This is a genomic window from Streptomyces sp. NBC_00820, assembly GCF_036347055.1.
In the GTDB taxonomy this organism is placed as follows: domain Bacteria; phylum Actinomycetota; class Actinomycetes; order Streptomycetales; family Streptomycetaceae; genus Streptomyces.
In genome coordinates this window covers 2,944,784-2,960,208 of sequence record NZ_CP108882.1, presented here as the reverse complement: position 1 = coordinate 2,960,208, position 15,425 = coordinate 2,944,784, and the positions used below count along the sequence as shown (strand labels likewise).

General features: G+C 71.4%; 10 protein-coding genes. 9 read left to right on the top strand and 1 reads right to left on the bottom strand.

What is annotated here, in order from left to right:
• The first annotated feature begins 102 nt into the window (after positions 1-102).
• The 4 genes from mrdA to OIB37_RS13475 all read left to right on the top strand — a co-directional run bounded on the left by mrdA (position 103) and on the right by OIB37_RS13475 (position 7,170).
• Complete coding sequence (gene mrdA / locus OIB37_RS13490; protein WP_330457824.1) at positions 103-2,352, top strand: penicillin-binding protein 2; 2,250 nt, start codon at positions 103-105, stop codon at positions 2,350-2,352.
• Positions 2,349-3,545 (top strand): rod shape-determining protein RodA, encoded by a 1,197-nt coding sequence (rodA, locus tag OIB37_RS13485; protein ID WP_330457823.1) that lies wholly within the window; start codon positions 2,349-2,351, stop codon positions 3,543-3,545. Before mrdA ends, rodA begins: the two co-directional genes overlap by 4 nt.
• A gap of 91 nt (positions 3,546-3,636) precedes the next feature.
• Positions 3,637-5,136, top strand: a complete 1,500-nt coding sequence (locus tag OIB37_RS13480; RefSeq protein WP_330457822.1) for a CYTH and CHAD domain-containing protein — start codon at positions 3,637-3,639, stop codon at positions 5,134-5,136.
• Between the two features lie 72 nt (positions 5,137-5,208).
• Complete coding sequence (locus tag OIB37_RS13475; protein WP_330457821.1) at positions 5,209-7,170, top strand: TIGR03960 family B12-binding radical SAM protein; 1,962 nt, start codon at positions 5,209-5,211, stop codon at positions 7,168-7,170.
• A 122-nt stretch (positions 7,171-7,292) separates the two neighbouring features.
• On the opposite strand, the gene OIB37_RS13470 is transcribed toward OIB37_RS13475, so the two are convergent.
• Positions 7,293-7,646 (bottom strand): DUF805 domain-containing protein, encoded by a 354-nt coding sequence (locus tag OIB37_RS13470; protein ID WP_330457820.1) that lies wholly within the window; start codon positions 7,644-7,646, stop codon positions 7,293-7,295.
• A 232-nt stretch (positions 7,647-7,878) separates the two neighbouring features.
• Here OIB37_RS13470 and OIB37_RS13465 point away from each other — a divergent pair, with 232 nt between their 5' ends.
• The 5 genes from OIB37_RS13465 to rpmA all read left to right on the top strand — a co-directional run bounded on the left by OIB37_RS13465 (position 7,879) and on the right by rpmA (position 15,287).
• Positions 7,879-9,048, top strand: coding sequence for a hypothetical protein (locus OIB37_RS13465; protein ID WP_330461839.1), 1,170 nt, complete (start codon positions 7,879-7,881; stop codon positions 9,046-9,048).
• Between the two features lie 46 nt (positions 9,049-9,094).
• A complete protein-coding gene (locus OIB37_RS13460) occupies positions 9,095-9,865 on the top strand; it encodes a TIGR03936 family radical SAM-associated protein (RefSeq protein WP_330457819.1) in 771 nt (256 codons plus the stop codon).
• A 262-nt stretch (positions 9,866-10,127) separates the two neighbouring features.
• A complete protein-coding gene (locus tag OIB37_RS13455; RefSeq protein ID WP_330457818.1) occupies positions 10,128-14,453 on the top strand; it encodes an Rne/Rng family ribonuclease in 4,326 nt (1,441 codons plus the stop codon).
• 244 nt (positions 14,454-14,697) lie between these two features.
• Complete coding sequence (rplU, locus tag OIB37_RS13450) at positions 14,698-15,018, top strand: 50S ribosomal protein L21 (RefSeq protein WP_007449531.1); 321 nt, start codon at positions 14,698-14,700, stop codon at positions 15,016-15,018.
• A gap of 14 nt (positions 15,019-15,032) precedes the next feature.
• Complete coding sequence (rpmA, locus tag OIB37_RS13445) at positions 15,033-15,287, top strand: 50S ribosomal protein L27 (protein WP_147986439.1); 255 nt, start codon at positions 15,033-15,035, stop codon at positions 15,285-15,287.
• The last annotated feature ends 138 nt before the right edge of the window (positions 15,288-15,425 follow it).

Below are 15,425 nucleotides of genomic sequence, written 5' to 3'. Positions count from 1 at the left end.
CCCGAACGAGGAAGTTCCGGCGGAACGCGGCCTCACAGGCCGGTCGTTCATCATTCGTACGCGCACACACGTTCGCGCACTGAGAGGGGGAGGACAGCCGCAGTGACCAACATTCCCGAGACCGGACGGACCCCACGGGTCCAGACCCGGCTCGTCGTGATCCAGATCCTCGTCCTCTCCCTCCTCGGCACCCTCGGCGGCCGCCTGTGGTACCTCCAGATCCGCGAGGGCGCCGAGTACCAGAAGCAGGCCTCCGGCAACCACGTCCAGCAGGTCGTCGACCCCGCCGTGCGCGGTGACATCCTGGACGCCCGGGGCGTGCCGATCGCCGACAACGAGACCCGCCTGGTCGTCTCCGCCTCCCGCACCGACCTGCTCAAGCAGAGCGACGACGGCAAGGGCGTCCTGACCAAGCTGGCCGGCGTCCTCGGGCTGAAGGCCGACGAGGTCATCCAGAAGGTCCGGCTGTGCGACGCCGAGACCCCCCAGCCCTGCTGGAACGGCTCGCCCTACCAGCCGATCCCGATCACCGACGAGGCCACGCCCAAGCAGGCCCTGCAGATCCGCGAGCGCGCCGAGGACTTCCCCGGCATCACCGCCGAACCCGAGGCCGTCCGCCGCTACGCGGGCCCCGGCAAGTCCAACACCGCCCAGGTCCTCGGCTATCTCTCGCCGGTCACCGACGACGAGATCCAGAAGGCCAAGGACACCGACTCGCCCTACCTGCGCTCGGACATGGTCGGCCGCTCCGGCCTGGAGCGGCAGTACGACAAGGAACTGCGCGGCAAGGCCGGCGTCACCCGCTACGAGGTCGACAACCTCGGCCGGGTCATCGGCAAGGCCGAGGCGGACCCTGCCGAGTCCGGTTCCAACCTCGTCACCAGCATCGACTCCCGAGTCCAGCGGGTCGCCGAGTACGAACTGGACAAGGCGATGAAGGTCGCCCGCCAGCAGTTCGACAAGATCACCAGCGAGAACTACAAGGCCGACTCCGGCGCCGTCGTGGTGATGGAGGCCAAGACCGGCCGCATCGTCGCCATGGCCTCGGCACCCACCTACGACCCCAACGTCTGGGTCGGCGGCATCTCCGCCAAGGACTACAAGACCCTCACCGGCAAGAACTCCGACTACCCGCTGCTCAACAGGGCCATACAGGGTCAGGCGGCCCCGGGTTCGACGTTCAAGGTGGTCTCCACGGCCGCCGCGGTCCAGGCCGGGTACAAGTGGGACGGCGGCTATCCGTGCACCAGCTCCTACTCCGTCGGCGGCCAGGTCTTCAAGAACTTCGAGGGAGAGAGCTTCGGCCCGATCTCGCTCGGCCGCGCCCTTGAGGTCTCCTGCGACACCGTCTTCTACGGCCTCGCGGACCGGGAGTGGAAGAAGGACGGCGGCATCAACCCCAAGAAGGGGCAGCCCAAGGACTGGTTCTACAAGACCGCCCACCAGTTCGGCCTCGGCAAGGAGACCGGCGTCGACCTGCCCAACGAGGTCACCGGCCGCGTCCCCGACCGTCAGTGGAAGCTGGACTACTGGAAGGCCAACAAGGTCGCCTGGTGCAAGTCCGGCAAGAAGGACGGCTCCTACGTCGAGAAGATCGCGTACGAGAACTGCCTCGAGGGCAACAAGATGCGCGAGGGCGACTCGATCAACTACTCCATCGGCCAGGGCGACACCCTCGTCACGCCGATCCAGGAGGCCAGGATCTACGGCGCCGTGGCCAACGGCGGCACGCTGTACGAGCCGACCATCGGCAAGGCGATCATCAGCGCCGACGGCAGGACCGTCACGCCGATCAAGCCGAGGAAGGCCGGCAGGCTGCCGGTCAGCCAGGCCACCCTCAAGGGCATGGACGACGCCTTCGCGGGCGTCATCACCCGCGGTACCGCCGCCTGGAAGTTCGGCGGCTGGCCGCAGAACAAGATTCCGCTGCACGCCAAGACCGGTACCGCCGAGGTCTACGGCAAGCAGACCACCTCGTGGCTGGCCACGTACTCCAAGGACTACACGGTGATCATGACGATCGCCCAGGCCGGTACGGGTTCCGGAGCCTCCGGTGAGGCCGTGCGCAACATCTACAGCGCCCTCTACGGCGTCAAGGGCGACGGCTCCATCGACAACAAGAAGGCACTCCTGCCGGAGCCCCAGAAGAGTCTGCCCAAGGTCCGCGCCGACGGCACCATCGCCGCCCCGAAGGTCACCGGCGACCCGGCCAAGGACGTCGAGGCCTCGCAGAAGGACAACACCACCAACGGGGACGACCAGCAGCCCCCCGCCACCTCGCCGCCCAGCACGAACAACAGCAACACCCGCAGAAAGCCCCACAGGAGGGGAAGCCGGAGGACGCGCACATGACCGGCAACAGCTTCTCCGTCTCCGGATACGGCCCCGAGCGGGCCGGCTGGACCAGGATCTTCGCCCGCGACTCCCTGGCCCGCCGGCTCGACTGGCCGATACTGCTGGCGGCCGTCGCGCTGTCACTGATCGGCTCACTGCTGGTGTTCTCGGCGACACGCAACCGCACCGAGATCAACCAGGGCGACCCGTACTACTTCCTGCTCCGGCACCTCATGAACACCGGCATCGGGCTCGCCCTGATGATCGCCACCGTCTGGCTCGGCCACCGCGCCCTGCGCAACGCCGTACCGATCCTCTACGGCCTGTCCGTCTTCGGCATCCTCGCCGTGCTCACCCCGCTCGGCTCCACCGTCAACGGCGCCCACTCCTGGATCGTGCTCGGCGGCGGCTTCTCGCTCCAGCCCTCCGAGTTCGTGAAGATCACGATCATCCTGGGCATGGCGATGCTGCTCTCGGCACGGGTGGACGCCGGCGACAAGAAGTACCCCGACCACCGCACGGTCCTGCAGTCCCTCGGCCTCGCCGCCGTACCGATCGCGATCGTGCTGCTCATGCCCGACCTCGGATCGGTCATGGTGATGGTCATCATCATCCTGGGCGTCCTGCTCGCCTCCGGCGCCTCCAACCGCTGGGTCTTCGGCCTGCTCGCCGCGGGCGCCAGCGGCGCGATCGCCGTCTGGCAGCTGCACATCCTGGACGCCTACCAGATCAACCGCTTCGCGGCCTTCGCCAACCCCGACCTCGACCCCGCCGGCGTCGGCTACAACACCAACCAGGCCCGCATCGCCATCGGTTCCGGCGGCCTGACCGGCTCCGGCCTGTTCCACGGCTCGCAGACCACCGGCCAGTTCGTCCCCGAACAGCAGACGGACTTCGTCTTCACGGTCGCGGGGGAGGAGCTGGGCTTCCTCGGCGCGGGCCTGATAATCCTCCTCCTCGGCGTCGTCCTGTGGCGCGCCTGCCGCATCGCCCGCGACTCCACCGAGCTGTACGGCACGGTCGTCGCCGCCGGAATCGTCGCCTGGTTCGCCTTCCAGGCCTTCGAGAACGTCGGCATGACCCTCGGCATCATGCCGGTCACCGGCCTGCCCCTGCCGTTCGTGTCGTACGGCGGTTCATCGATGTTCGCCGTATGGGTGGCAGTGGGGCTCCTGCAGTCCATCAAGGCACAGCGGCCGATGTCCGCGTGAGGCCGTTCTCCGGGTGGATGGCGGGAATGTCCCGGCCATCCACCCGGGGCGACCTCTGCCCTGCCGGCCGGTCTGGCACTAAATTCGATTCATGGCGGATACGAAACGCGAGATCGAGCGCAAGTACGAATCCGACGACAGCGGGCTGCCCGACCTGACCGGCGTCGGCGCGGTGGCGAACGTCCTCGACAAAGGACTCGTCGTACTGGACGCCACCTACTACGACACCGCCGACGAACGGCTGGCCGCCGCCTCCCTCACCCTGCGCCGCCGCACCGGAGGCTCGGACGCCGGCTGGCACCTGAAGTTCCCCGTCGCCCCCGGGATCCGCGACGAGATCCGCGCACCCCTCTCGGACACCGTCCCCGACGAGATCGCCGCACTGGTCCGCGCCCGCGTCCGCGGCGCCGAGCTGATCCCCGTCGTCCGCCTCCGCTCCGCCCGTGACGTGAGCCACCTCGTCGACGCCGCCGGCGCCCTGCTGGCCGAGGTGAGCATCGACACGGTCGACGCCGAGCGGCTCAACCGCGACGGGGGCACCGCCCAGTGGACCGAGATCGAGGTCGAACTGGCCGACGACGGCGACCCGGCCCTCCTCGACCTGGTCGAGAAACGGCTGCGCAAGGCGGGCGTACGCCCCTCCAAGTCGCCGTCCAAACTCGCCCGGGCGCTGCGCGGCACCGGCGGCCCACGCCCCCGCCGCGCCGACCGCGCCGAACCCGTCACCGCGGGCGACCACGTCCTCGCCTACGTCCGCGAACAGCGCGACACGATCCTCACCTGCGACCCGGCCGTCCGCCGGGACCTGCCCGACTCCGTGCACAAGATGCGGGTGGCCACCCGCCGCACGCGCTCGGCCTTCCGCGCCTTCGGCGCCGTCCTCGACCGCGCCGTAACCGACCCGATCGCCGCCGAGCTGAAGTGGCTGGCCGGCGAACTGGGCCTCGACCGCGACCAGGAGGTCCTGGCCGAACGGCTGACGAGCGCCCTCGACGCCCTCCCGCCCGACCTGGTCGCCGGCCCCGTACGCCACCGCCTCACCAGCTGGGCGAGCGCCCGGCACGGCCGCACACGCGGCCACCTCCTCGCCGTACTGGACTCCGCCCGCTACCTCGCCCTCCTCGACACCCTCGACGCCCTCCTCGCCGAGCCGCCCCTGCGTCAGAAGGCGGCCGGGAAGCCGGACAAGACGCTCGCCGCCGCCGTGCACAAGGACCTCGCGAAGGTCTCCCGCCTGGTCACCCGGGCACTGGACCTCCCGTCCGGCGCGGACCGCGACCTCGCGCTGCACGACGCCCGCAAGAAGGCCAAGCGCACCCGCTACGCCGCCGAGGCGGCCACCCCCGCCCTCGGCGGCCGGGCCCGTGCCCTGGCCAAGTCGATGAAGTCCCTCACCAGCCTCCTCGGCGACCACCAGGACAGCGTCATGGCCCGCCACACCCTGCGCGAACTGTCCGCGGTGGCGCACGCGGCGGGGGAGAGCGCGTTCACGTACGGACTGCTGTACGGACGCGAGGAGCAGCGGGCGACGGCGGACGAGGCGGAGCTGCCGGAGCTGTGGCGGGAGATCGCTTCCGGGATCCCCGGCTGAGCGTACGGAGGAGCCCTCGGAGCGGGTTAGGCTTGATGGTCACCCCTGTCAGCTCACGAAGGTAATCCCGCGATGTCTGTCGAGTCGGTCTTCCCGCAGCTCGAAGCTCTGCTCCCGCATGTGCAGAAGCCGATCCAGTACGTCGGCGGAGAGCTCAACTCCACGGTCAAGCCCTGGGACGACTGTGACGTCCGCTGGGCGCTCATGTACCCGGACGCCTACGAGGTCGGCCTGCCCAACCAGGGCGTCATGATCCTCTACGAGGTGCTGAACGAGCAGCAGGGCGTCCTCGCCGAGCGCACGTACAGCGTGTGGCCGGACCTGGAGGCGCTGATGCGCGAGCACCAGGTGCCCCAGTTCACGGTGGACAGCCACCGCCCCGTGAAGGCCTTCGACGTGTTCGGACTGTCCTTCTCCACGGAGCTGGGCTACACCAACATGCTCACCGCCCTGGACCTGGCCGGCATCCCGCTGGAGTCCAAGGACCGCACGATCGACGACCCGATCGTCCTCGCGGGCGGCCACGCGGCCTTCAACCCCGAGCCGATCGCGGACTTCATCGACGCGGCGATCATCGGCGACGGCGAGCAGGCCGTGCTCGACATGACGAAGATCATCCGCGAGTGGAAGGCGGAGGGCCGCCCCGGCGGCCGCGAGGAGGTCCTCTTCCGCCTCGCGAAGACGGGCAGCGTCTACATCCCGGCGTTCTACGACGTCGAGTACCTCGCCGACGGCCGTATCGCCCGCGTGGTCCCCAACAAGTCCGGCGTGCCGTGGCGCGTGTCCAAGCACACCGTCATGGACCTGGACGAGTGGCCGTACCCCAAGCAGCCCCTGGTCCCGCTCGCCGAGACCGTCCACGAGCGCATGTCGGTGGAGATCTTCCGCGGCTGCACCCGTGGCTGCCGCTTCTGCCAGGCGGGCATGATCACCCGTCCGGTGCGTGAGCGTTCGATCACCGGCATCGGCGACATGGTCGAGAAGGGCCTCAAGGCGACCGGCTTCGAAGAGGTCGGCCTCCTCTCGCTCTCCTCCGCGGACCACAGCGAGATCGGCGACATCGCCAAGGGCCTGGCCGACCGCTACACGGAAGACAAGATCGGCCTCTCCCTCCCCTCGACCCGCGTCGACGCCTTCAACGTCGACCTGGCCAACGAGCTGACCCGCAACGGCCGGCGTTCGGGCCTCACCTTCGCCCCCGAGGGCGGCTCCGAGCGCATGCGCAAGGTCATCAACAAGATGGTCTCGGAGGAGGACCTGATCCGCACGGTCGCGACGGCCTACGGCAACGGCTGGCGCCAGGTGAAGCTGTACTTCATGTGCGGCCTGCCCACCGAGACCGACGAGGACGTCCTCCAGATCGCCGACATGGCGATGAACGTGATCCAGAAGGGCCGCGAGGTCTCCGGCCAGGGCGACATCCGCTGCACGGTGTCGATCGGCGGCTTCGTCCCCAAGCCCCACACCCCCTTCCAGTGGGCGCCCCAGCTCTCCGCCGAGCAGACGGACGCCCGCCTGGAGAAGCTCCGCGACAAGATCCGCGGCGACAAGAAGTACGGCCGCTCCATCGGCTTCCGCTACCACGACGGCAAGCCCGGCATCGTCGAGGGCCTGCTCTCGCGCGGCGACCGCCGCACCGGCGCCGTGATCCGCGCCGTCTACGAGGACGGCGGCCGCTTCGACGGCTGGCGCGAGCACTTCTCCTACGACCGCTGGATGGCCTGCGCCGACAAGGCGCTCGCCCCCTTCGGCATCGACGTCGACTGGTACACCACCCGCGAGCGCACCTACGAGGAGGTCCTGCCCTGGGACCACCTCGACTCCGGCCTGGACAAGGACTGGCTCTGGGAGGACTGGCAGGACGCCCTCGACGAGACCGAGGTCGAGGACTGCCGCTGGACCCCGTGCTTCGACTGCGGCGTGTGCCCGCAGATGGACACCCACATCCAGATCGGCCCGACGGGCAAGAAGCTGCTGCCGCTGACGGTCAAGAACGCGGCCCCGGCCCCTGCGGCGAGCGGTCACGCGCACTGAGGTGAGCGAGGCGCCTCGATCGGGTGATCGAGGCGCCGACCGGCTGAGAGAGCGAGACGGTCACCGAGCCTGCCGCGCTCGGTCGCCGGGGTGCGGGCTGATCCGGTCTTCGGCCGCTGTCGTCAGGCGGCCTGGGCGTACTTGGGGTTGGCGCCGTACTGGTTCTGTTCCGGCCTGCCCTCGGTGGCGAGGAAGACGATGAGGATGATCCCGCCGACCAGCGGGATCAGGCACAGCAGGACGAACCAGCCGGACTTGCCGGTGTCGTGCAGCCGGCGGACCGTGACGCCCAGGGAGGGCAGGAGCACGGCGAGGCTGTAGACGAGGCCGAGCACCATCGAGTCCATGGCGTTGTCGACGATCGCCAGCACGATGCTGATGATCAGGCTGAACAGCGTGAACATCCAGAATTCCTGCCGGCGGGCGCGGCCGTCGAACACCGCGTACTTCTTGAGTACGTCCACGTACCAGTGCATTGGTTCGTCCTCCCCCAAGAGCGTGAGTGTGCGCGCGTCACTGTCTTGGATACGACCGCGGTGGTCGGGTGACAAGACCCGTCGGCACACCACGGTCCGTGCGTCCACGGATTCTGTGACGGGTGGGACGGGTGTGATCATGGAGCCTGAAGTGACCGCACCGCGAGGAGATGTGATGCCCCCGCAACAAGAGGCCGGCATCCATGACGGTGTCCGCCGCGTCTACACCGGTATGGACAGTCACAAGCCCCCACCTTCGCCGCGGAACCCCGAAGGATGCCTCGTCGTGGCGATCCGGATCCCGGTGCGGATCGTGGTGCTCGTGCTGGTGGTGCCCGTGCGGATGGTGTGGGACGCGCTGGTCGTCGTCGCCCGGCTGCTGACCGACATCGTGCTGCGTCCCGTGGGGCGCGCGCTGCTGTGGCTGGGGCGGGCGGTCTTCGTGTGGCCGTGGGTGGGCCTGTGGCGGTTCGTTCTCGCGCCGGTCGGCAGGGGACTCGGTCGGCTCGGGTACGTCCTTGTGGTCGTACCGCTGAGATGGCTGTACGCGGCCGTGCTCACCCCGGTGGGGCGCGCGCTCGTCCTGGTCGGGCGGGGGGTCGGTGCCGGTCTCGCCTGGCTGTACGCGCGGGTGCTCACGCCCGTCGGCCGGGGTGTCGTCCTGCTGCTGAAGGGCGTGGGCGCCCTGCTCGCCGCCGGCGGGGCGGGGGTGTCCGCCGCTGTGGCGTGGCTGGTGCGTCATCTGCTCGTCGTCCCCGCGCGGTGGCTGTACGACTGGGTCCTCGAGCCGGTCGGGCGGGCCCTGGCGTGGTGCGTGAGCGCCGTCGCCACGGTGGTCGGCGTGGTCGTGTACTGGACGGTGCGCGTTCTGTTCGTGCTGCCCGCGCTCGCGCTGTGGCGCTGGGTGCTAGCCCCGCTCGGCCGGGCCGTCGCCGTCGTCGCGCGGGAGGTCGGGGACGCCCTCGGGCACGCCTGGCGGATCGCCGGACGGATCTCGCTCGTCGTCGGGCGGGCGCTCGGGACCCTCTTCCGGTGGACCTTCCGGTGGTTCTTCGCGGAGCCGGCGCGCTGGGTGTACCAGGCGGTGCTCACCCCGGTCGGACACGCCCTGCGCGACTTCGTCCTGCGGCCCGCCGCCGAGGCGGCGCGCGGGGTGGGCCGGGTCGTGCGGCAGGCGCTTGCCTCCGGCCGCGACGCCGTATGGCAGACCCTTGCCTCCGGCCGCGACACGGTGCGGCAGACGCTGTCCTCCGCCCGCGACACCGTGCGGCAGGCCCGCGCCGACGTCCGCAGGATGCTCCTGGGCGAGTCCCGGCAGCCGGCCGAGGCGGACCGGCGGGAACTCCCGCGGCCCGGGACACGTACTCTTGGTAGCAGTACGACCGCTCTCACGAAGGACTAGGACACTGGGCAAGCGACAGCCCGAAGGCCCGCCGCCCGCACCCGCGGTGCAGCGCATTCGACTGCGTTACACCAAGCGCGGCCGCCTCCGGTTCACCAGCCACCGTGACTTCCAGCGCGCTTTCGAGCGTGCGCTGCGCCGCGCCGGGGTACCCATGGCGTACTCGGCGGGGTTCACGCCGCATCCGAAGGTGTCGTACGCCAATGCCGCACCCACCGGCACCGGCAGTGAGGCGGAGTACCTGGAGATCGCGCTGACCCAGGCGCGTGATCCCGAGACCCTGCGTGCCCTCCTCGACGAGTCGCTGCCCACCGGGCTCGACATCGTCGACGCGGTCGAGGCGCGGACCTCGGGTCTCGCCGACCGGCTCACCGCCTCCGTCTGGGAGCTGCGGCTGGACGGCGTCGACCCTGCCGACGTCCGGCGCGCGGTCGAGGCCTTCGATCAGGCCGACACCGTCGAGGTGCAGCGCATGACCAAGAACGGCGTCCGCACCTTCGACGCCCGCCCGGCTGTCGCGCGACTGGAAACGCACGATTCGCCTGCTGATAGGCCGACCGACCAGCCCTGTGCGATACTGCGGCTGGTTGTTCGGCACGTGACGCCTGCCGTACGACCCGACGACGTCCTGTCCGGTCTCCGCGCCGTGGCCGACCTGGCGCCGCCGGTCCCCGCAGCGGTGACCAGGCTGGCGCAGGGGCTGTTCGATGAAGAGACCGGCACGGTGACCGATCCGCTCGCGCCCGACCGCGAGGCAGCCGAGGCCGTGAAGGCCGCACCGGCTGCCGCCGCGACGGCGCCGGACGGTTCCGCGTAGGGACGGACGTCGTAGCGCAGCCCTTGTACTCGGGAGCCACCTGGGTCGGGCGGCGCACTCGACCAGAAGACTTTCGCCAGGCCGTACCGACAAGGTGTACGGAACCGGCGAGACAAGGACACAGAGTTCCCGTGCGGCGCCCGCGCCCCGGACGGCGGCCACCGCGCATCGCGCGGGCCGCGGACGTCAACGGCGGACGGTTCTTCGAAACCGTCGCCGGACCAGGCGCGGCGCCCGGGAGCCTGACGGGAGATAAGCCCGCATGCTCGAGCCGACCGAACCCAACGAGGGTTCCGAACTGAACACCCCCAGCGACACCCTGCCGCCGCGCAGGCGTCGCAGGGCCGCTTCGCGCCCGGCGGGTCCGCCGGGCGCCGCCGAGGCCTCCGCCGAGGTCACGACCACAGTCGTGGCTACCGCCGAGGCCGACGAGATCGCCGAGGCGAAGGCCGAGGACGAGGCCGTGACGGCGCCCGCCGCCGTCGAGGAGCCCGCGGCCTCCGGCCGTACCCGCCGCCGGGCGACGCGCCGCGCGTCCGCGCCGACCGGGGCGCCCGCGCCCACCGAGGCGACCGAGGCCACTGAAACGGCCGTCCCGGCCGCAGCGCCCGCCACCGAGGCCGTCGCGTCCACCGAGACCGCCGCGCCCGTCGAGGCCGCTGACGCCGCCGCGTCCGCCGAATCCGAATCCGCCGAGGACGCCGCTCCTCGCCGCCCCCGCCGTCGTGCGACCCGTCGTACGTCCGCGCCCGTCGGCGCTGCGGCTGCGGCTGCTGCCGAGGGCGAGACCGAGACCGAGACCCAGAAGACCGAGCAGAAGGCGGGTACCGCTGTGACCAAGGCTGAGGAGCCGGTCGCCGCGGCCGTAGAGGCCGAGGCCGAGTCCGCCGCCCGCCCGCGCCGTCGTGCGACCCGTCGTGCCTCCGCGCCCGCCGGGGCGCCGAAGGCCGTCGAGGCGCCGGAGTCCGCGCCCGCCGCCGTGACCCCGGTCGCCGCCGAGGCGGAGCCCGCGCCGGCCGTCGAAGCCGCGCCCGCCGTCGAGGCCGAGGCCGCGTCGGCCGGTCGTCCCCGCCGTCGTGCGACCCGTCGTGCCTCCGCGCCCGCCGGTGCCCCGGCCGCCGAGGCCGCCGAGGCCGCCGCGCCCGCCGAGACCGCCGAGGTCGTCGTGCCGGCCGCCGCCGCTCGGACCGCGCCCGCCGCCGAGGCCGACGTGGCCGACGAGGTCGCCGAGAGCACCGAAGAGGCCGCGCCGCGCCGTGCCCGCCGTCGCGCCACGCGCCGTGTCTCCGCGCCCTCCGGCGCTCCCGGGACCGAGAACGAGACCGTCGAGGCCAAGGGTGCCGAGCGGGCTGTCGTGACCGAGACTCCGGAAGCCGTCGAGGCGGCCCCCGCCGCCGAGGCCTCCGCCGAGGCCGCGGGCCCGCGCCGGCGCCGCCGCGTCGTGCGGCAGGCCGCGGGCGGGTTCTCCGAGCCCGAGCCGGCCGTCGCCGCGAAGTCCGCCGCCGCGCCCGCCAAGGCCGCCGAGGCCGCCGAGACCGAGTCGACGCGTCGCCCCAAGCGTCCCGCCGTGGCCGTGTTCCAGGCGCCGGTGTTCACCGAGCCGCGCTTCCAGACCCCGGAGCGCGCCGCGGCCGAGGCCGCCGCCACGCCCGCCGAGGCTGATGAGGCCGAGGAGACCGAGGCCACCGAGGAGACCCGGGAATCCGGGGCGTACGCGGAGGAGCGCGGCGAGAGCGGCGCGCGCCGTCGCCGTCGCCGCCGGGCGGCCGCCGTCGAGGAGACGCGGGTCGTCGAGGCGCCGCGGGCCGTCGAGGCCGAGGAGCCGGAGGAGGCCGAAGAGGCCGCCGAGTACGACGAGGGTGACGACGCCGAGGGCTCGGAGGAGTCCGGCTCGCGCCGCCGTCGCCGCCGGGGCGGCCGTCGCCGTCGCCGTGGTGACGCCGCCGACGGCGAGGGCATGGACGCCGAGGCCGACGAGCTCGCCGCCGAGCAGGCCGAGCAGGACACCGAGGACACCGCCGAGCAGGAGGAAGAGGACGCCGAGGACGCTCGTGGCGACGAGTCCGGCGGGTCCAGCTCCAGCCGTCGCCGTCGGCGCCGTCGCCGTCGGGCCGGTGACAGCGGTCCCGAGGCCGAGCCGACGGGCGACGACCCGGAGCGCACGGTCGTCAAGGTCCGCGAGCCCCGCAAGGCGACCGAGCCGTCCGACGAGGTGCAGTCCATCAAGGGCTCGACCCGTCTGGAGGCCAAGAAGCAGCGCCGCCGTGAGGGCCGCGAGCAGGGCCGCCGGCGTGTGCCGATCATCACCGAGGCCGAGTTCCTGGCCCGCCGCGAGGCCGTCGAGCGCGTGATGGTCGTGCGCCAGCACGGCGAGCGCACGCAGATCGGCGTCCTGGAGGACGGCGTGCTCGTCGAGCACTACGTCAACAAGGAGCAGTCGACCTCGTACGTCGGCAACGTCTACCTGGGCAAGGTCCAGAACGTGCTGCCGTCGATGGAGGCCGCCTTCATCGACATCGGCAAGGGCCGCAACGCCGTCCTGTACGCCGGTGAGGTCAACTTCGAGGCGCTCGGCATGGCCAACGGGCCGCGCCGCATCGAGTCCGCCCTGAAGTCGGGCCAGCCCGTCCTCGTCCAGGTGACGAAGGACCCGATCGGCCACAAGGGCGCCCGTCTGACCAGCCAGGTCTCCCTGCCGGGCCGTTACCTCGTGTACGTCCCCGAGGGCTCGATGACCGGCATCAGCCGCAAGCTGCCCGACACCGAGCGGGCCCGGCTGAAGACCATCCTCAAGAAGATCGTCCCCGAGGACGCGGGCGTCATCGTGCGCACCGCCGCCGAGGGCGCGAGCGAGGACGAGCTGCGCCGCGACGTCGAGAGGCTCCAGGCGCAGTGGGAGGAGATCCAGAAGAAGGCCAAGACCGGCAACGCTCCGGCGCTGCTGTACGGCGAGCCGGACATGACCGTCCGCGTCGTGCGCGACATCTTCAACGAGGACTTCTCCAAGGTCGTCGTCAGCGGTGACGAGGCCTGGGAGACGATCCACGGGTACGTCTCCCACGTGGCCCCGGACCTCGCGGACCGGCTGCAGCGGTGGACCTCCGAGGTCGACGTCTTCGCCACCCACCGGATCGACGAGCAGCTCGCCAAGGCGCTGGACCGCAAGGTCTGGCTGCCCAGCGGCGGTTCGCTGGTGATCGACCGGACCGAGGCGATGGTCGTCGTCGACGTCAACACCGGCAAGTTCACCGGCCAGGGCGGCAACCTGGAGGAGACGGTCACCAGGAACAACCTGGAGGCGGCCGAGGAGATCGTGCGCCAGCTGCGGCTGCGCGACCTCGGCGGCATCATCGTGATCGACTTCATCGACATGGTGCTGGAGTCCAACCGGGACCTGGTGCTGCGCCGACTGCTGGAGTGCCTGGGCCGCGACCGGACCAAGCACCAGGTGGCCGAGGTCACCTCGCTGGGCCTGGTCCAGATGACCCGCAAGCGGGTCGGCCAGGGCCTGCTGGAGTCGTTCTCCGAGAACTGCGTCCACTGCAACGGCCGCGGTGTCATCGTCCACATGGAGCAGCCGACCGCCCCCGGTGGCGGTGGCGGCAAGCGCAAGAAGCGCGCCCGTGGCGGTGACGGTCATGTGCACGAGCACGAGCACGAGACCGCCGCCGTGGCCGTGGAGACCGGTGAGGCGGTGGAGCCGGAGACGGAGACCGTCGCCGAGGTCACCGCCGAGGTCGCCGAGCCCGTCGCGCTGCCCGCGCCCGAGTTCGTGCCGGACGAGGAGCTGTACAGCAGCATCGCCGAGGCGGAGGCGGCGGCCGGCCGTGGCCGTACGCGGCGCCGCGCCAGCCGTAAGGCCTCGGCTCCTGCCGGTGCGCCGAAGACGGAGAGCCGCAGGTCCGCGAGGGCCGAGCGGGCCGAGCGGGCCGAGGCCGTCGAGGCCGCTCAGGCCTCGAAGACCCAGGTCGCCGCGCCGGCCCCGGCAGCCGCCCCTGCGAAGGCCGAGCCGGTCGCCGCCGAGACGGTGGCGGTCCAGGAGACCGTCGCCGAGGAGGCCGCTCCCAAGGGCCGTACGCGCCGCCGTGCCACCCGCAAGGCGTCCGCCCCGGCCGGTGCCCCGGCGGTGGCCGAGACGGCCGTGGTGACCGTCGTGGAGCCCGCGCCGGTGGCCGCCGAGCCCGAGGCCGTCGCCCCGGCCCCGGTCGAGGAGGCGCCCGCCGAGAGCGCCGCCCCGGCCCGCCCGCGTCGCCGTGCCGTGCGCAAGGCCACCGCGCCGACCGCGTCCGAGGAGGCGGCCGTCGTGGTCGTCCCGTCGGCCGCGCCGGAGCTGGCTGCCGAGGCGCCCGTCGAGGAGACGGCCGAGGAGGCCGCGCCGGCCAAGAAGACCGCCCGCAAGGCGGCCAAGAAGGCCCCGGCGAAGAAGGCCCCCGCGAAGAAGGCGGCCACCACCAAGAAGGCCGCGGCCAAGACGACGGCCGCCAAGAAGACGACGGCCAAGAAGGCGACGAAGACCGCCAAGACGGCCGCCAAGAAGTCGACGGCGAAGAAGACCACCACGGTCTCCGCGGCCGGCGACGAGGGCTGACGAAGCCCGGTGAGGTGTGCGGCCGGTCCACGTGACCGGCCACACACCTCAGGGGCCCGGCCCGGTTTGACCCCTTCGGCCACGGCCCCGTAACCTTGACCCTCGGCGTGTCCATTGAACACGTCACATCCCCGTAAACCTCTTCCTTCCGGGCACACGGTTGGCCCGGGAGAGGTCGTCCGTGGTTTCCCGGGCGGCTGGCCTGCGGGGGTGCCGTCTGTTTTCGAGCGAAAGAGAGATCCGCGTGTACGCCATCGTGCGCAGCGGTGGTCGCCAGCACAAGGTTGCTGTCGGCGACATCGTTGAGGTTGACAAGATTTCCACCGCCCAGGTTGGCGACACGGTCGAGCTCTCGACCCTGCTCGTTGTCGACGGCGACGCCGTGACCAGCGACCCGTGGGTGCTGGCCGGCATCAAGGTCCAGGCTGAGGTCGTGGACCACCACAAGGGCCAGAAGATCGACATTCTGCGCTACAAGAACAAGACCGGCTACCGCCGTCGTCAGGGCCACCGCCAGCAGTACACGGCGATCAAGGTCACTGAGATCCCCGCGGCTGCGAAGTAAGGGACTGAGAACAGATGGCACACAAGAAGGGCGCATCGTCCACTCGGAACGGTCGCGACTCCAATGCCCAGCGGCTCGGCGTGAAGCGCTTCGGCGGTCAGGTCGTGAGCGCTGGTGAGATCCTGGTCCGCCAGCGTGGTACCCACTTCCACCCGGGCGCCGGCGTCGGCCGTGGCGGCGACGACACCCTGTTCGCGCTGCTGCCCGGTGCCGTGGAGTTCGGCTCCCACCGTGGCCGCAAGGTCGTGAACATCGTTCCGGTCGCCTGAATCATCTGATTCACGGCTTCGACCGAACGTTTCGCGAGGCGGACCTCACCTTCCCATCGGGAAGGCGGGTCCGCCTTTCGCGTGTTGACATAGGTAATACCCGTACTTCCCCAGCCGTCGGCCGGGGGTACCACCAGG